Here is an 18,216-nt window from a genome sequence, read left to right on the forward strand (position 1 = left end):
ACAGTTTATCATACTTAATAAATTCAACTAAGTTGATATGCTAATAAAGGCAGACGACAATTTCATCCATCAGAAAAACAACTATAATTTCATGCGTTCAAAAATCATATTCTTAATATTTCTTGTAGGTCACTGTACTATTTTTTCGCAAAATGCAGATGAGATAAAATCTAACTCGAAAAAAGAGATTTCTCATTCTTTCTATATCACTTCTAACGTAGGTAATGTTTCATTTGAAGAGGCAAATAAAGTATTGAACGAAATTAATACGGCTTCTAAAAACGATAGCAATGCAACTTTGCTACTTATTGGTAATGTGGTTAATAAAGATGGTTTTTCTGCAAAAGAGAAGCATCAAGGTGCAACTAAAGAGTATTTAATGCCTTTAATGCAATTATGGGATGATTTTAATGGTAGTGTTATTTTAACGCCAGGACAAAATGAATGGTTAAAAGGAGCTCCACAAAGTATTGATGATTTGGAATCTTTTTTACAAGATAACAGTAAAGCTAAATTTTGGCCCAATGATGGTTGCCCGTTAGAGCGCGAAACTATTAATGATGATGTTGTTTTAGAAATGGTAGATTCTCAATGGTTTTTAGAAGATTGGGATAATCACCCGTATATCAATCAAAAATGTGAAATTAAGACGAGAGATCAATTTTTTGCAGAGTTTAAAGATGACCTAAAAGACAGCCAAGGCAAAACAGTTATTGTAGCAGTTTACCAACCTGTTATGAGCAATACCAAAATTTCTATGGTAAACAAAATGGGTGGCTTTACTCCACAATCCTATCAAAATAAAGAGAATAGAAATTTACGAGGTAGATTAGAAACCATTGCAAGTCAGTTCAATGATGTCATATTTGTATCAGGTAAGGATAGAAATTTACAGTATTTAGAAGATGATGGTATTCCTCAGATTATTAGTGGCGCAATAGGCAAAACAGAGAAAGCAAGAGCACCAAAAGAAGACCATTTTGAGTCTAGTGCCAATGGTTACGCCAAGTTAACCGTTTATAAAGATGGTAGCACCGAAGTTGATTTAGTTGAGATTAAAAATGGAGCATCTGAAGTTGCCTTTACCCAAAAAATTAAAAGAGAGCGTCTTTCTTTAGACGATGTTTCTTATCCTAATAAATTAAATGCAACGACTGCCATGGCTTCTATTTATACGAAAGAAGAGACTAATAAAAAGGGATTCTATAAATGGATGTGGGGCAACCACTATAGAAATCTTTATAGTAAAGAAATTGAAGCTCCAATATTACAAATAGATGCGCTACCCAATAATGTAACACCAATTTCTGAAGGTGGTGGTACACAATCTAGATCATTGAGGTTTATAGATGATAATGAGAATGAGTATACTTTACGTGCCTTACGTAAAAGTGCATTACGTTTTCTGCAGACCAATGCCATTAATAATCATTACGTAGAAGATTACCTTGATAATACCGTTGCAGAACGTTATTTGTTGGATTTTTACACCACAGCACATCCATATGCACAATTTGCCATGAGTGACTTGTCTAAAACGTTAGACGTACTTCATTCAAACCCTAAAATTTATTACGTACCTAAACAAAAAGGATTAGGCATTTATAATGAAGATTATGGCGATGCATTATTTATGTTAGAAGAGCATGCGGGTGGTGAGAACAAAGACTTTGAAACCTTTGGTAGACCAGATGATATTATTAGTACTACAGACCTACGTTTTGAGTTGATGGAATCTAAAGATTCGTACGTAGATGAGCCAAGTTTTATACGTGCTCGTTTATTTGATATGCTGGTTGGTAACTGGGATCGTCATCAAGATCAATGGCGTTGGGCACAATTTAAAACAGAAGAGGGTAAAAAGAGATATGAAGCTATACCACGTGATTGGGATCAAGCTTTTCCTAAATATGACGGGACTATTATTGGTATGCTAAAATTTGCTTTTCCGTTGCTTCGTAAAATGGAAAGTTATGATACCGATGTAAAGAGTGTAAAATGGTTTAATCTTTCTGGTTATCCTATGGATAAAACTTTTATAAAAAATGCGAAGTGGAATGATTGGAAGAAACAGGTAGATTTTATTCAAGAAAATTTATCTGATTCAGAAATAGATGCTGCCTTCAATACCTTGCCCAAAGCAGCCCAAGACAATAGTATTGATGTAATTAAAAAGAACTTAAAATTACGTAGAGATGGTTTGCAAAGTATAGCTAAATCTTATTATGATTACTTAAATAATTTTGAGGTCATTATAGGAACCGAAGACGATGATAATTTTTTAATTACTAGAAAACCGAACGGTGAAACAGCTATATCTATTTCTAAAGACACCATAGTTTTTAATAATACATACAATGCAAAGCAAACCAAAGAAATTTGGGTATATGGTTTAGACGGTCAAGATACATTTACTGTTGATGGAGATGGAAAAGATTTGATCAATGTTAAAATTATAGGAGGAAAGAAAAACGATACCTATGATTTTAAGACCACAAAAAAAGTGAAGCTTTATGACTTTAAAAGCAAGAACAACACCATAGTAAATGATAAGTCTAAAAAGTGGCTTACAGATGCTTATGACATTAATACGTATGACTATCAGAAAAGAAAATATAATGAGAATATTGTTTTTCCAAGTATAGGTTTTGATGGTGATACCGGTTTTAGAATAGGACTAAAAGATCGTTTTACAACCTATGGTTTGGCTAATAATCCATTTAAATCTCAACATACCATTGGTGCTGAATATTTCTTTGCAACAAACGGATTTGCAATAGATTATAATGCGGAATTTGCACATATATTTCATAATTGGAATTTAGGATTTGATGCAAGATATGGGAGTCCTAATTTTACTATGAATTATTTTGGTGATGGTAATGAATCTACATATGATTCTGACTTAGACAGAGATTTTAATAGAGTACGTATAAGACAATGGAAAATTTCTCCTTATCTAATTCGTAAGAACGAAAGTAGTAGCTATTTCTTTAGATCTGCCTTAGAATCTTTTGATGTTTCTAATGACGATGAACGTTTGGTTGGTCAAGCATTTGCTGAAGATAATGATGTGTATGAGCAGCAATTATATGTATCTGGTGAAGTAGGGTATGGGTATAAAAATCAGAATAATCCGGCTTTTCCTAGTCGTGCCATGTCGGCTGATATAGCTGCGGGTTATAAAACTAGTATCAACGGATTTGATAATAGTTTTGCCTATATAAAACCTTCGATAGCTTTAACTTACCCATTACACCCGAGTGGTATTGCGGTAATTGCTACAAAATTAGCAGGAGAAGCAATTATTGGTGACACCTATGAATTTTATCATGGTGCCGTAATTGGTGGTAACACAAGTTTACGGGCTTATAGAAACGAACGATTTAACGGTAAGTCTGCATTTTATCAAAGTACAGACCTTAGGGTTGGTGTAACTCGTTTTAAAACGAATTTTATACCACTACAAATGGGTGTAAGTGCTGGTTTTGACTATGGTCGCGTATGGTCAGATAATGATAATTCTACAAAATGGCATAATGATTACGGAGGATCGGTTTGGATATCTGGTTTTAGTGCCTTAACAGGTAATCTGGGTTTCTATCATGGTGGTGATGGCAATAGGCTGGTATTTAGTTTAGGTTTTAACTTCTAGTTTTAGATATCATTTTTATTAGTGAGGGTATGATTAAGATGTTTTATTGATTTAAAAAGTGATACTTAGTTTTATAAACTATAACTGATACTTTTAAGCTTTTCTTAGAACGTATTTAGTAATAGTTTTGCAAAATAAATTACAAGCGACTATCTATAGCGTAATAAGTATCATCCTTCATGAAATTGACCTTTAATTTTATTACATCAATTTGCTGTATTTCTATATTTTTTTTAAGCTTTTCTATTGAGGCTCAATTGGTAAATATTGAATCTAAACGCATGCATACAGACTCTTTACGGTTTGTTTTAAATAGCGATTTACTTTTTAATTATACTGATAACAATGGGGAATATATACTGCAGGTGAGTTCTAATGTTACCACACAGTTTAAGTCTAAAAACCTTAATAGCATTTATTTCTTTATAGGTAATGTTAACCTTATACGTTCTAAAGATGAAGATTTTCAGAATTCATATTTTTTACATGCAAGGTTTAATCAAAAATTGACTGAAGTAATTCGTTTTGAAGCCTTTATTCAAAATCAGAATAACCAAAAATTAACCATATCTGAACGAAATTTATTAGGTGCTGGTTTACGTCTAAAGTTGTTTTCAAAAAATGGCTCGCTTGCCTATTTTGGTAATTCTTATATTTATGAAATTGAATCTGTAGATGACTCTAATCAAAAGTTCTACAATCATAGAAATAGTAGCTATGTATCTTTAAATCAAAATTTTAAAAAATATAATCTAGATATAACCGGTACATTTTACTTTCAGCCATTGTATAAAAACATAAGTAATCATAGAATTCTTAGTCAGTTTAAAGCAGAAATGCCTTTAACAAAAAGAATCAGCTTTTCTGCGCTTTATAATTACGCTGTAATCAATTTTAATTCGGTTTTAGAAGATAACCGTTCATCTAATGTTAGTTTTGGACTTACATTGAATTTATAATACAGTATTTGAATTGAGAACTTTATGTATGTTGCATTTATTAGATACTACGATTAATGTCTAAGTCATAATAATTTTTTGTATTCAGATTAATTTTAATGTTGAAGTAGCAATTTCCACCATCTTCACCATTTATCCAGCATCCATCGTTAAGCTTTACAAAGCCATTAACTGAGTCAACAAATACTATGGCCATTTTTTCGTAACCGACCATTTCTAGATTAGAGGATTCTAGAGCTGTTTTAAACCTGTTTTTTTTCAATGAAGGCGGTGTAAAATTCATTATTTTTGTCTGCCTCACCTAAATAAATTTTCCCTTGAATATCTCCATTTGGTTTGTCATAAATTTTTAGACCAGAACCAGGTATGTAGATACAACATAACTTAAACTCATTATTAGGCATAATAAGTCCCGTTTTAAATTCTTGCGAATAACTAGCATAAAAACTAATGATAAAGAGTAATACGAATAGAATTTTTTTCATTGTATAATCAGCTATAGCACTAGTTTATATTAGCAAAAGTTAATTCAGATATTAATGTTTAAAGTTATTATAGGTATCAGATTTTACAAGGTATACTTTAACATTATTCAGAGAACTGAAATACGGAATTTCAAATGTACCTGTATGATTTTTAAAGGTGATTGTATACTCTAACTCTCCTTTTTCTTCAGCAGAGTTAATAGCCATAATTAAATTTTCTTTAAACTTTTTCGTGTTGATTGTTTTTGCGTAGGCCGTTAATTGCTCATCGGCATAATCACTACTTGTATTTTGTTGTGCTATTATAGCTAGTAAATATAAAACACCTATATCTGGTTCATTTACAGCAAATGATGCTTCTGCTAAATCTGAATATATACGATTTAAACATCTAATATATCTTGTGCCACCTGCAGTATGATATTTATTGGTTAAAGCTTTGCCAAATGAAGAAACTGCCAGCGAATATTCTTTTTTATTCATATAAATATCGGCTAATGCATGTGCAGCATAATGGTTTACATTTTTTACAGATTCTTTTGCATAGTAACCTATATTTTCTGCCATTTTATTATCTAATTCTACTTTGTAGTTTTCGAAAAATTGTAACTGAGGTATGTAATTCTTTACATTGTCTCTAGTCAATTTAGTATCTAAACCTTTAGCATTGGTAACAAAGTCTAAATTATTTGAATATGGAGGTATTTGAGCAAGTAAGTTAACTGTATCTCTAAGTTCATCAATAGCTTGGTCATGATATAATCTATTGGTATTTTCCCAACGATTTGGAATGATATAGTTTGTGTTTGTTATTTCAGGTTTAATTTTAGAAAAATTATCAGTAGTAACTGGTAGTTTGGTGCCTAGGCTTAAATCAAATTTGTAAAAGATTATTTCTCTATTCTTCCAGATACTATAGTTACTATTAATGGATATGATGTATAAATTATTTTCATAAACCCGAATAAATAATAAAACAAAACTAGGTTTGACATACAATTCTCGCTCATTTTCTTTGAATTTACCGGAGTTGAAAATGAAGTTGTCATTTACTAATTCTTCGTAAAGGTTTTCTTTTTTTAATAACGTATTATTTTTAAAATAGGCGGATGCATAGCTGTCAATTAATTCTTGCTCGTATTTTTTTGATGTAATATTTTTGACGGCTATTTTACCTTTATCAAGTGTATAGCTTGCAGGTATATAGCTTGAAGCTATTTCTTTTTCTTTTGAAATTTCAATGCCTAAACCAATTAATTTATGTTCGTAATCTTTTTTACTTGGTTTATCAGCTTTTTTAAAATTAGCATACCATTTGTTAATTTTCTTGATTTCAGGATTTGACTCGTTAAAAGTGCTTATGTAGTTATCTATAAATTTTTCAACCTTAGGTGTAAACCCTTCTTGTGCTATAATAAATTGATTACATAAAAGGATAGTGAGTAGAATGCTGATTTTCTTCATAATTATTTTAAACGGATTTGTAAATGGTTTAGTGCCAAAATGGGCAATAAAAACCAGAACTAGCATTAGTACTATATGTCTAAAAGAAGCAATAGGAGAGGAGTAGGCTGTATTTAGTAAAAATTTGCTAACCTATTCTTTTGATTTAAAGATTAGAATTACCTATAAGTTGAAGATAAAATGAAAAATGGTTTAGTTTCTTATTCTAAGCAAAGCGCTTGTAATTGAATTTTCAAGTAATTAATGAATCACAAATTGCATATTTTATAGAAATTAAAGTTCGTATGAAACGTTCAAATTATTTTGAGATATCTTGTTTGGACAGGTTTATAGCTACCAAATCGTGTTCACTTTCGTGTTCAATTGTACTTTCATGTAAAATTTAAGCATAAAAAAAACGGTCTAGCTTTCGCTAAACCGTTTATACTGTGCCTTTTGTTCTGTAGCGAGAGGGGGGCACGATCCCCCGACCTCCGGGTTATGAATTTCCCTCTCAAAATTTAAAATGCCAATATGTTGGCACTTTAGAGATGCTTTATTAATAAATCGTGTGCAAAAACTTGTTCAGTTTTGTGTTCACTTATGATTAAAAATTTTATCTAATTTACGTAAAATAATTAGTAATAAATCATTTTAATTGCTGCAGTAATACATTAACACTTAAATGGTTCTTCAATGTCTTGTAATCTTTCTTCTTTTCGAATCCAATGTGTATTACATCTCCAAAATTTCCTTTCAATTCAATTTCATGTAACACTTTTAAAATATCAGTGAAATCTCCTTCTAAATTAAAGTTATAAGTATATTCCGTTGAAGTTGAGTTTTGAAAAAGATGAGGCGGATTAAAATCCATCACTTTTACATTATTCTTTTTTGCTTCTAGATTAATAGTTCTGATTAAATTATTCTGAATAGAGGTGTCATTAAAATCCATTTTTGTAAGAATAGAATCAAAATAGATATTCTTCTGACCAAGTATACTTAGCCTATGAGGAATGTTATTATATAGCTCAGCTTGACTTTCTAGCGTTTTTAGTTCGGTTCTCATTTGAAACGTTTTCTTGAAAGCTAAATGATAACTTGCAATTAACAGTATGACAACACCGAGCAATAAAAACTTGTTTTTATTATTTATCATTTGTTTTTATTTCAATTGAGAATTCAGAGCTACTATCATTAACAAAATCAAAATCAAGGGTTTCTATTGAAACAATCCAGTCGTTTTTTTCTAGAATTTCTATCCATTTTGAAAATTCATTATTGTCATTGCTTAATCCAGAAAGTATAATGATTTTTTTATCAATAAATATGGGCTTGTTATCTTGAATATTTTTTGTTAATGGCTGATAATCAAGTCTGTTTAGGAGTATAGATTGCGGAATGGACTGTGCTATAATATCTAAATAATATGTACTTTTTGAATTTGATGAATTTGAAATTGTGTTTATTTTCTCTTGCTTTATTTTTATTGTATTCTCTAGTTTTATAAGATTTTCTTTTTGAGAATCACTGGCTAAAAGGTTTGTTTGTAAATCATTTGCTTTAGAGAAATAGTGATTATAGAAGATGAAATTCACTAATAACAGTATGCCAAAGAAAGCCAAAGCGAACTTTCCAACACCATCAAAAATTCTTTCATTCTTTACATGACCGTTTAATTTTTTATTTTGATCACTAAAATTAGTAAATCGTTGACTCCCATTTAGGTGGCTTAATATTTGTCCAAATATTAATAAATTGAAGTTAGACAGTTTTAACTCATTGATTTCGTAAAAAACTTTTTTGTTAATTGTACCTGATTCTATTTCAATGATATCACCATCATTTAACTTTAGATTTTGTCTATTTAAATGGAGGAATTCCACGTCCGTATATTGTATGATTTCTTCAATACCAGATATACCTAAACTAATCTGAAAGGGTGTAATTTTAATCTGAGATAATTTTAGAAGTACAGAATCAACAAACTGCTTTCTTGAAATTGATACTATGGAATTTTGTGATTTTTGAATGATTTCCCAATAAAAAGTTTTAATCTCTATGTTAGGGAAGGCTTCATTTACTAACGCAGCCTCTGCTGAAACACTTGGGTTGCTTAACTGCTTTGTTAAAATAGAATCGTTGTTAAAACATAAGAATAGGGGGGTGGTTCTATTTATATGAAGTTTAATATCTTCAAGATTATTTAAGATTAAACTTTTTGAAATGACCAATTCATCTTTCAGTTTTTTTATTTCTAGAAAATAATAGATATCGCCATTGTCAGATGTGTTAACTTCTAACCCGGCGAAAATTGAACCTTCGGTAATATGTTTAATAATTTTATTTACCATTAATAAATTACTGTAGGCTTAATAAGTATGGTCAGTTTCTGTTTTACATCTTCTCTTTTTCTTTGGCTAAATAACCATTTTATAATTGGTATTCTAGACAATAAAGGGACACCATTACCAGAATCATTTTTCACCTTTTCTTCAAGTCCTCCTAATATGGCTAAATCTTGATTTTGCATTCTAATTATTGAACTAAACTCTCTTGATGTTAGACCAGGAGGCGCGTCATCTTCAATTCGTTCTCCATTAAAATCAGATTGTATTACATTAATATCTAAAGTTACCTGTCCATCTCCAGAAACTAGAGGTTTAATACCTATAGCTAATTCAGCATCAATTGGTTGATAGTTTCTAACTTCTGATGTTGTTGGTATTTGAGAACCAAAGAAATTTTGATTGGTTACCACATAGTATGTAGTTTCCCCAATAGATAGATTAGCTCTATGACCGTTTAGTGTTGATAGTTTTGGAGATGAGCGTATTTTTAAATTGCCGTTTGCTTCCATTGCTTTTATATTGGCAAAGAACTCAGGTATAACCTTACCCATATTAAAGGAGCCAAAACCATCAAATCCACCAATAATTTTGTTTACGGTATTGGCACCTAAAGTGACATCTGTTGACGGAAAAAGGTTTCCTTGGGTGTTAACAGGTTCACTTCCAATACCCCAACTGATTCCAGTTTCAACGGTAGCAGATTTTTTGACTTCTATAATCATAACTTCAATGAGAACCACTGGCACTGGTTTATCTATCTCCTTGATAAAATTTTTAAAACGATTAATATTAGATGCTGGTCCACTAACGAAAAAGCTATTTAATTCATAATCTACCTTTATTTCTAAATCTGCTTTAATTTCATCGGGTAGAATACTAACAATAGCTTCAGCACCATCTTGATAATCTCCAAAACTACTACTAGTCTGAGTATTTAAACTTCTTTGATTACCATAAGAGTTTTGTTGACCTCCTCCATTATTAGAATTATTTCCAAAGTAATTAACGCTGCCTTCATTTGTTCTTCCTGAGGAGCGTGAGCCTCTCACCTGGGAGGGATTTCCAAGTAATTCTACAGAACGGTGCATTAATTGAACAACTTCAACCTTTCTAAGACTTAATTGGTCAGCTGTACCAAAAAAGTAAATATCATCTTGTTTTTTAAACGTGAAATTTCTTGAATTGTTGGTGGGTTCTGCAACTTCAGGCTGTCTAGAAGTTCTATTTTGAACGCCATTAGATGGTACCTGCTCTTTAGGTGACTTCGTTATTTGCCCAGTAAAAATATGGTTCAATAATTCATCAAAAGTAATATCCTTTGCATTAAAAGTTACGTTACCAGCTTCTATAAGCGGAGTGGCTGTGTAAATGTTAAGCTTAAGGTCTTGTTTTAGACCATTAATTAATGAGGATATTGGCGTGTTTTTGAAATCAACATCTATTCTTCTTCTTAAGGTGTCTACAACTTGGTATCCTAAATTATTGAATACTAAACGCTGATTTGAATCGATTGCGCCTACTGTATTGCTTTCATAAGAATCAAATAAATAAAATCCATCTTTAGATTTTGAAAAGGTTAAACCATTGGTATTGGCTAGTTTTTCCATTGCAATATCAAAAGGAACATTAGATAAATAAATGTTCAAAAGTTTTGAATCTAAAGCACTAGAGAATAACAGGTTGTTGCCAGATAGAGCCATTATTTTTCTGAATACTTTATCTAATGGGTCATTTTTCAAATCAAGACTAATGAGTTTGTTTTCGTTAATGTAGGATACCTGAATAACTTTGTCTACAGGAATTTCAACAGGGGGCAAATATCTTTTTATAGATAGTATGTTCCCTGTAAACTCTATGTCTAAACTATACTCTTTACATAAATAAACTAACAAATCACTAACGGTAACATTGTTGAAGTTATTTACAATTGAAATATTCTGAATATCTGGAGAAATGGAAATATTTAAATCGTGAACCCTCGATACGGCTAACAAAAAATTGGGTAAAGTCACATTATTAACATTGAATTCAAGCTTTAAATTCTCATTTAACTCTGTATTTTCAAGGGATAATAATTCTAACTGATTTTTTATATTTTGAATTCTATCGGCAGACTGCCCACTTATGTGAAGCGATGCCATTAGAATAAGTAATATTAGTAGGTTTTTCATGTGTTAAATTTATTCATGGAACTTAAAGTTCTAACTTGATAATAAAGGATAAGCCTCTTCTATAGAAGTAGTTCCTTTATTTATAAGTTCAATTGCATTTTGCTTTAATGTGAGAATATTAAACTCTTCAAGAATTGTATCTATTTCTAATACATTTTCTCTAATGGGTACTCTTAACTCTTTATGTATAGGCAATATTTCATAAATGGCCTCTCTGCCTTTATAGCCTGTATGGTGGCAAGAATTACACCCTACAGCTGTATAATGATATTTAAGTTCTTTTGGTATTTTAAAATTTGAAGGAAATAAACTTTGATCAATTTCAGATTTTACCTTACAATTATTACAAAGTTTTCTCACCAATCTTTGCGCTAAACTCATGTTCAAGGTACTGGCAATTAAAAAAGAGGGTACCCCCATATCTATAAGTCTAGAAATAGTGCCCCATGCAGAATTGGTATGTATGGTAGACAAGACCAAATGACCTGTCTGTGCAGCTCGAATAGCTATGTTTGCCGTTTCTGCATCTCTAATCTCACCAATCATAATGATGTTTGGATCCTGTCGTAAAAATGTTTTTAAAGTTTTTACAAAATCTAATCCGATATTTTCTTTTAGTTGAACTTGATTAATGCCATCTAGAGTATACTCTATAGGGTCTTCTAGAGTTAAAATATTATCTTCCTCTTTATTTAATTCCTTTAGGGTCGCATATAAGGTGGTAGTTTTTCCCGAACCAGTGGGTCCAGAAATTAAAATAATTCCACTAGGTTTTTTAAGACTTTCTCTATAAGTTTTTAATTCATTTTCAGAAAAACCAAGTTTGTTTAAATCTATAATCCTGCTGTCCTTGCTAAGAATTCTTAATACTAGCTTTTCACCATTTAATATTGGTAAGGTAGATACTCTTATATCAAATTCATTGCCATTTGTATTTATAGAAATACGACCATCTTGGGGCAATCTTTTTTCTGCAATATCAAGATCAGCTTTAATCTTGACTTTGTTTACCATTGTTGGGTATTTATCTACTGGGATAACAAATTGTTCTATTAGTTTTCCATCTATTCTAAAACGAACTCTGCAGCGTTTTTCGTAAGGTTCAAAATGTATATCACTGCTTCCCATATTTTGGGCATCAATTAGTAGCTTTTCAAGAAAATCATCAGAATAATTAAGACTATTCACCTTTTTACTGGTGTTTGACCTGTAATTAAATGTCAATAATTTTTGTAGCTCTTCTTGAGTGCAAATTTCAAGTACAACGTTGGTGTTTAATATAATTTTTAATTCGGTTGATAACTGTTTTGTTTCAGAATTATCTGTTTTAAAAACAATTTCATCTTTTTGAAGTTCAACAGGTACTATCCTATAATGGAATGCTTGTTCAGAAGATATTTTCTGAAGTACATTTGCAGGTATATTATAGGTAGTATTTTTTGTCATTAGAAGTTATATAATGAAGGTTGGTTTGGTAGAAATTCAATTGAAAAAACAAATACTAGAAATAAACTCATTAAGCCCGCTAATGGAATACCGTTAGCTTTATTTTTCTTCTTTTGAATTAATGACACCATTAACGAAAATATGATTGATGAAACAAATAAAATTAAAAAGGTAACTGTTGGAAAACCTAAGGCAAAGGCATAGAAAAAAAGTACATCTCCAAGTCCAAAACTTACATTTAAAAATTTCATTTTTCTTATAATTCGTGTATACAGAAATAAAATTGCTAGTATGCTTGTTGTTAAAATGATATTCATTACTAAGAAAATATAACTGTACTGAATGATGGTTTTGTTCTCATATAAAACGAATAACAACAAACCAGTTATTGGGAAAAGAACCCAACTAACTTTTTTCTCTCTTATATCTTGCAAGGTTATAAGCGCTAATACAATTAATAACGATATTTTAATGGTTAAAATCAATCCTTTATTATTTGCTTAGGATTACCATTTTCGTCTATTTCCCATACATTGAATATACCGTCGCCGTCAAAATCTGTAATAGCCTCAGCTTTTGCTTTAAAAGTTGCATTGTCAGCACTTATAATTTCATAAACATAATTAGCGGTGCCATTCTCTTTAACGGTTTTAGGGGCAACAAAATCTAATTCGTTTAAATCATTAGAATATTTACTATACATATATCTATGAGTAGTTTGTGTATTATAGATAGCCTTTAACTGAGTTTGAGCTTCAATACTTTTAGCCTTTGTTATTAAAGGCATTAAATTGGGTAATGCTAATAATAGTAGAATACCAATAATTGCTAAAACAATTAATGTCTCTTGTAGATTTAATGCTGGTATTTTTCTTTTAAGAATGGATGAAATCATAAATTTTGTTTTGTTAAATTTCACTTTACTATAACAAGAAAATAAGATCTATAGTATTTTATTATAGTATTAATCCTACTTATTGGTGAAATAATTGTGATTCTAAATAAAGCCTTTAGTTCTGGCCATTTTTAGTAACTCCACATTACCACCTTCAGGTACACCTAGTAATTTCTTCAATTCTTTTTTTCTTCTCTCAATAGTGGGCAGTGATAATGGGATGTGATTGGGTAAATCTTTCATTTTAGAACCTAATGACAAATGATATAATATTTTACGATTGTAACTATCTATATAGATGTCTTCAAAATTTGTAGGGCTTAAAAGATTATTTACTCTCTCACTATAATATGTTTTGTTATTCAAAACCCTGCCAACAGCTGTAATTAAAACATCCTCATCAATGTCAGATTTAATTAAGAACCCTTCTGGTTTTATACTATTAAAAATATTGGTTATATACTGCATATCATTTAAACCGGTTTGGATAATAATTTTGGTTTGTGGAAATTTTCTTCTCAAATACATGCCTAAATCTTCACCATCGTTAATTGACTTAGATTCAGTACCTGGTAAATTGATGTCTAATAATACAAGTTCAAAAAAATCATCTTTTAATTCATTCATTTTTAAAAGAACATCATCACAATCATTGGAAGAATAAACATCTAGAGGATAATGTTGTTGTATTTGCTCAAGGGTTATTTCATATCCTCTTACCACCATAGGGTGATCATCCACAATTAATAATTTGGTAAGTTTTTTCATTTTATGCAAAATATTATACCAAAACGACGAATAAATGAAATTGTTTTGTCTGTTTACTGTTTTTATGATAATTATTTTGAAAAGCTATCAACTGGTAAAAAAGGTGAAAATTGAGTTTGTAGGAAAAGAAATACAGAACGATGGGATACCCCTCATTATAGCAAAAAAGATTTTTTAGAATTAATTAGTTTAGAATTCATTTAAACAGAAAATAAGTACACTTCGTCGGATTATTCTATTGAAAAAGAACTAGAAATTACCGTTTGTCGAAAATGATTTGCTAAATATTCATTAAAAATTTTGATTTGTTAAAGAAGTCATAAAACTGTCTAAAAAATCAAATTATAATTTATAATGGAAAAATTCACTAAAGTATTTGTTTTTATTTCCTTCTTATTTGGAATACAAACTATAAATGCTCAATGCCCAAATTTATTAGAGAATCAAGCTACTGGACCAAATTCTATTTCTTTTTTAAGTCAAAGTCTTTCGGCCGGCGCTGATTCAGCAATAGCCGTAAGTGATGCTGGTGAGTGTGGATTAACTATTGTTAATAACGATGCTAATCAACCTTGGGCAAAATATTTAATAACAATTGATTTGACTCAAAATGGTTTATTAGCAGGTGATGAATTGATAACCAGTATTGAGGTTCAGAATTCAAATGGACAACCAAGAATAGAATACAATCAAAATAATACTCCAAATACTGCCTTAGCATTTAGTAGCTTTAGTAGTTCTAATATATTCAATTCAACTTTTATTATCCCATCAGATATTAATACAATTGATATTTGGCTGTTTTCAAACTACACTCAAAATACACCAGGAAGTGTTACTTATAAAAACTTAAATATTTCTAAAGTTGCAACGGGTGGTGGAGATACTTCTTCACCTGTAATTACCAGTTTTACTTCTACTACCCAAACCAGCAATTCTATAGATTTAAGCTGGTCAGCTACAGATGATCAGGGTAGTATAAGTTATTCGTTGAGCCAAAATGGTCAAAATTTAGGGATATCTACAACAGCTACAAGTTATCAATCTACTGGTTTAACGGCTGAAACATCATATTCATTTACACTTTCAGTTACAGATACTAGTAGTAATACCACAACAAATTCAATAAATGTTACTACTTCTAGCACAGGCACTACGTCAACTGGTTCCTCTATTTGGACGGAAAATAATTCTATTGCTAGTTATGTTGGAAAAGTTGGTATTGGTACCTCATCTCCCGGAAATTATGAACTGGCGGTCAATGGTAATATTAGAGCTAAGGAAGTTAAAGTTGAAACTGCAAATTGGCCAGATTATGTATTTGACAATACTTATGTTTTGCCAAGCCTTGAAGAAGTGCAACAGCATATAGCACAAAAGGGACATTTACCTAACATACCTTCTGCCAAAGAAATTGAATCAAATGGTCTAGAACTTGGTGAAATGAACAGGCTTTTATTGGAAAAGATTGAGGAAATTATGTTGTATACAATACAACAACAGAAAGAAATAGAAGAATTAAAACTGAAAATTCAAAATAACCAACAAAATGAAGAATAAACTACTTTTTATAGTAATAACGGTTTTATGTTATGGTTCCATTTATGCTCAAAATCTTATTCAAACAGATGAATGGGTAGCAGGAACATCAGGTAGAACTGATTCCTTTCAAAATCAAGGTACAGACTCTCAAAATTCGAGAATTAATATGGTTGGGCCTTATGGCGATAATACTGTAGTCTGGCAAGCTTTAGCAGATGGGTCTTCAAGTTTTAATGGAGGTTTTTCGGCAAACGGAGTTATAATGGATACAGACAAAGCTTATAGAATAAGTTTTTGGATACAATCTCAAGGCGACATGAATTGCACCAATTATACAGGATTCACACCTTATGACACCTCTGGTAATTTAATTCAACCTTTTGAAACTGAAAATGGCAACCTAGTTAGTTGGCCTTATCATTCATCATTTAATGTGCCTAATAATAAATGGTTTTTAGTAATTGGCCATATAAGACCTAATGCTAATCCTGATTTAGGTATATCTGGTGTTTTTGATCCATTGGAAGGTACCTCTACTTCATTACCTTCTCCAACATTTGAAACCACCGATTTTATTTTCCCGTCCAATTATGCTCAAATTTCAACCCGTATACGTGCTTTTATGTGGTCATGTGGAGCCGGTGAAACAATGTCAATAGCGATGCCAAGAGTAGAAGAAATTAATGGACAAGAATTGTCGTTGGCCAGTTTATTATATGGTGAAGAAGATGGCGACGGAACTGATCCTGTCAACCCAAGTAGTTCTGTTTGGACTACAGACGGTCAAAACATAAACTATTCTTTAGGCAATGTTGGTATCGGGACTGAAGCCTTAGTAGATTTTAAACTAGCAATTGATGGTAATGTGCGTGCCAGAGAAATAAAAGTAGATACGGAAGTTTGGCCAGATTATGTTTTTACTAAAAACTATAAGCTTCCAACTCTAGCGGAAGTTCAAAAACATATAGACAAAAACGGTCACCTGATAAATATACCATCTGCAAAAGAGATAGAGGTAAATGGTTTAGAGCTTGGTGAAATGAACCGCTTACTCTTGGAAAAAATTGAAGAGTTGACGCTTTATTTAATAGAACAAGAGAAAAGAATTCAAAAGTTAGAAGAATTAAAGCATAAACGAGTAATCATTAATAATCTGTTAAATGATTAACAAATATTAAGCAACAATACTTCTGTTTATCTAAAAAAATAATTTTTTTAATAAAATAACTAAGAATGACCACAATCCAACTTATCGCTAAATCTTTAAAAGTATCTTTTTGCTTTATAATATTGTTATTTGGACAAAATCTCTACAGCCAATATACGGTAGTTGGTCCTAGTTCTGCAAATGTTAATGAAACAAAGGATTATACCCTGTCAGGTTCTGGACCAAGTTATGGAAAAACGCAATGGTATGTAAGTAGCGGTGGTACCATAGTAAGTTCAACTACGACATCAGCAAGGGTAAAATGGACTCAATCAGGAGGTAGAAGTGTAGGTGTTGCCATTTGGTATTACCCCGTTGACAGTTCACCTGAGGCAACTCCATCTAAGTCCGTAACTGTAATCAGTAATGATCCTCCAACAGTTTATACTTTAAGTAATAATGGAAATTCACAGGTCTGTAGTACGGAAGGTAGTGTAAGATTAGCTGATTCTCAAATCGGTGCATCATACAGATTGTATAGAGGTAGTTCAACATATGGCAGCGCTATATCTGGTACTAATTCAGCTTTAATATTTAGTGGTTTAACATCTGGAACCTATACTGTTCGTGCAACACTTAACGGTCAAACAAGAACAATGAATGGTTCTGTTCCCATAGGAGCAAAAGTTCCTGAAGCAATCACTATTAGTGCCAGTGTTACTGATATTAATAATATTTGTCCTGGTACAAAAGTTACATTAGGTACTAATGGATCAGGACCAAATTGGTCCGGAACTGACAATAACAATACGGTCACCAGTGTGACCCTTTCTGCTGGGCAGTCTAAAACCATAAGCGTATCTGCAAAGAACTCGTGTAACGAAACGAAGACAGCCACCATAACCTTAAAAGCTTCTTCTGCTATCGGCACTGTGAATATAAGTTCAGGTCTTAACGAAAGATGTAAAGGCGGAGGAACAACTGATTTTAATGCTTCGGCAACTAACGCTTCAAATTATAGTTGGTCAATTAGCCCCAATAATACTGCGGGAACCATAAACAGTTCAGGTTTGGTGACTTGGAACGCTAATTATGTGGGTACAGCTACCATTACTGCCACCGCCTCTAATAGTTGTGCGGGTAGTAGTAAAAGTGGAACTAGAAATGTTACGGTTACAAGTCCTCCATTGGCATATACATTGACAGGTCCCTCCAATCTTTGTAGTGGCAGTAATGGTGCTTTATACCTTTCAGATACACAATCTGGAGTGTCTTATCAATTATATAAGAACAATGCTGTAAGCGGAGCTTCTAAATCTGGTACAGGGAATGGTATTTCATGGTCAGGAGTAAC

At 31.5% G+C, this 18,216-nt stretch carries 14 protein-coding genes; 5 read left to right on the top strand and 9 right to left on the bottom strand.

Going from position 1 to position 18,216, the window contains the following annotated elements:
* The first annotated feature begins 37 nt into the window (after nt 1-37).
* Both BUC31_RS17990 and BUC31_RS17995 read left to right on the top strand, forming a co-directional pair.
* A complete protein-coding gene (locus tag BUC31_RS17990) occupies nt 38-3,655 on the top strand; it encodes a BamA/TamA family outer membrane protein (protein ID WP_073246841.1) in 3,618 nt (1,205 codons plus the stop codon).
* 179 nt (nt 3,656-3,834) lie between these two features.
* Entirely contained in the window at nt 3,835-4,614 is a 780-nt protein-coding gene (locus tag BUC31_RS17995) for a DUF481 domain-containing protein (protein WP_073246843.1), read from the top strand.
* Nucleotides 4,615-4,856: 242 nt separating this feature from the next.
* On the opposite strand, the gene BUC31_RS18005 is transcribed toward BUC31_RS17995, so the two are convergent.
* From BUC31_RS18005 to BUC31_RS18045, 9 genes are all read right to left on the bottom strand, one after another.
* On the bottom strand, nt 4,857-5,099 hold the full coding sequence (locus BUC31_RS18005) for a hypothetical protein (protein ID WP_073246847.1): 243 nt from the start codon (nt 5,097-5,099) through the stop codon (nt 4,857-4,859).
* A gap of 51 nt (nt 5,100-5,150) precedes the next feature.
* Nucleotides 5,151-6,563: a hypothetical protein gene (locus BUC31_RS18010; protein WP_139252012.1), complete on the bottom strand. Its 1,413-nt coding sequence runs from the start codon at nt 6,561-6,563 to the stop codon at nt 5,151-5,153.
* A gap of 628 nt (nt 6,564-7,191) precedes the next feature.
* A complete protein-coding gene (locus BUC31_RS18015; RefSeq protein ID WP_139252015.1) occupies nt 7,192-7,611 on the bottom strand; it encodes a hypothetical protein in 420 nt (139 codons plus the stop codon).
* Nucleotides 7,612-7,690: 79 nt separating this feature from the next.
* Nucleotides 7,691-8,896, bottom strand: coding sequence for a hypothetical protein (locus BUC31_RS18020; RefSeq protein ID WP_073246851.1), 1,206 nt, complete (start codon nt 8,894-8,896; stop codon nt 7,691-7,693).
* Complete coding sequence (locus BUC31_RS18025; protein ID WP_073246852.1) at nt 8,896-11,064, bottom strand: type II secretion system protein GspD; 2,169 nt, start codon at nt 11,062-11,064, stop codon at nt 8,896-8,898. Before BUC31_RS18025 ends, BUC31_RS18020 begins: the two co-directional genes overlap by 1 nt.
* Before the next feature lie 30 nt (nt 11,065-11,094).
* Entirely contained in the window at nt 11,095-12,510 is a 1,416-nt protein-coding gene (locus tag BUC31_RS18030; RefSeq protein ID WP_073246853.1) for a GspE/PulE family protein, read from the bottom strand.
* The gene (locus BUC31_RS20175) at nt 12,510-12,761 is read right to left on the bottom strand and encodes a hypothetical protein (protein WP_139252016.1); all 252 of its coding nucleotides are present in this window, start codon (nt 12,759-12,761) and stop codon (nt 12,510-12,512) included. Before BUC31_RS20175 ends, BUC31_RS18030 begins: the two co-directional genes overlap by 1 nt.
* 230 nt (nt 12,762-12,991) lie before the next feature.
* On the bottom strand, nt 12,992-13,405 hold the full coding sequence (locus tag BUC31_RS18040) for a general secretion pathway protein GspG (RefSeq protein ID WP_073246855.1): 414 nt from the start codon (nt 13,403-13,405) through the stop codon (nt 12,992-12,994).
* A 102-nt stretch (nt 13,406-13,507) separates the two neighbouring features.
* The gene (locus BUC31_RS18045) at nt 13,508-14,173 is read right to left on the bottom strand and encodes a response regulator (protein ID WP_073246856.1); all 666 of its coding nucleotides are present in this window, start codon (nt 14,171-14,173) and stop codon (nt 13,508-13,510) included.
* 354 nt (nt 14,174-14,527) lie between these two features.
* Between BUC31_RS18045 and BUC31_RS18050 the strand changes: the two genes are divergently transcribed.
* From BUC31_RS18050 to BUC31_RS18060, 3 genes are all read left to right on the top strand, one after another.
* Entirely contained in the window at nt 14,528-15,733 is a 1,206-nt protein-coding gene (locus BUC31_RS18050) for a hypothetical protein (RefSeq protein ID WP_073246857.1), read from the top strand.
* A complete protein-coding gene (locus tag BUC31_RS18055) occupies nt 15,723-16,883 on the top strand; it encodes a hypothetical protein (RefSeq protein ID WP_073246859.1) in 1,161 nt (386 codons plus the stop codon). The genes BUC31_RS18050 and BUC31_RS18055 overlap by 11 nt, the downstream gene beginning before the upstream one ends.
* A gap of 65 nt (nt 16,884-16,948) precedes the next feature.
* On the top strand, nt 16,949-18,216 hold a 1,268-nt coding region (locus tag BUC31_RS18060; protein ID WP_139252017.1), incomplete at its 3' end, for a hypothetical protein.

This window comes from Maribacter aquivivus, assembly GCF_900142175.1.
Taxonomy (GTDB): Bacteria; Bacteroidota; Bacteroidia; order Flavobacteriales; family Flavobacteriaceae; genus Maribacter; species Maribacter aquivivus.

What these genes read in the sequence shown, in the direction of transcription:
- BUC31_RS17995 (WP_073246843.1), top strand. Translation starts at nt 3,835, where the DNA reads ATGAAATTGACCTTTAATTTTATTACATCAATTTGCTGTATTTCTATA.
- BUC31_RS17990 (WP_073246841.1), top strand. Translation starts at nt 38, where the DNA reads ATGCTAATAAAGGCAGACGACAATTTCATCCATCAGAAAAACAACTAT.
- BUC31_RS18030 (WP_073246853.1), bottom strand. Translation starts at nt 12,510, where the DNA reads ATGACAAAAAATACTACCTATAATATACCTGCAAATGTACTTCAGAAA.
- BUC31_RS20175 (WP_139252016.1), bottom strand. Translation starts at nt 12,761, where the DNA reads ATGAAATTTTTAAATGTAAGTTTTGGACTTGGAGATGTACTTTTTTTC.
- BUC31_RS18055 (WP_073246859.1), top strand. Translation starts at nt 15,723, where the DNA reads ATGAAGAATAAACTACTTTTTATAGTAATAACGGTTTTATGTTATGGT.
- BUC31_RS18015 (WP_139252015.1), bottom strand. Translation starts at nt 7,611, where the DNA reads ATGAGAACCGAACTAAAAACGCTAGAAAGTCAAGCTGAGCTATATAAT.
- BUC31_RS18005 (WP_073246847.1), bottom strand. Translation starts at nt 5,099, where the DNA reads ATGAAAAAAATTCTATTCGTATTACTCTTTATCATTAGTTTTTATGCT.
- BUC31_RS18025 (WP_073246852.1), bottom strand. Translation starts at nt 11,064, where the DNA reads ATGAAAAACCTACTAATATTACTTATTCTAATGGCATCGCTTCACATA.
- BUC31_RS18045 (WP_073246856.1), bottom strand. Translation starts at nt 14,173, where the DNA reads ATGAAAAAACTTACCAAATTATTAATTGTGGATGATCACCCTATGGTG.
- BUC31_RS18050 (WP_073246857.1), top strand. Translation starts at nt 14,528, where the DNA reads ATGGAAAAATTCACTAAAGTATTTGTTTTTATTTCCTTCTTATTTGGA.
- BUC31_RS18010 (WP_139252012.1), bottom strand. Translation starts at nt 6,563, where the DNA reads ATGAAGAAAATCAGCATTCTACTCACTATCCTTTTATGTAATCAATTT.
- BUC31_RS18040 (WP_073246855.1), bottom strand. Translation starts at nt 13,405, where the DNA reads ATGATTTCATCCATTCTTAAAAGAAAAATACCAGCATTAAATCTACAA.
- BUC31_RS18020 (WP_073246851.1), bottom strand. Translation starts at nt 8,896, where the DNA reads ATGGTAAATAAAATTATTAAACATATTACCGAAGGTTCAATTTTCGCC.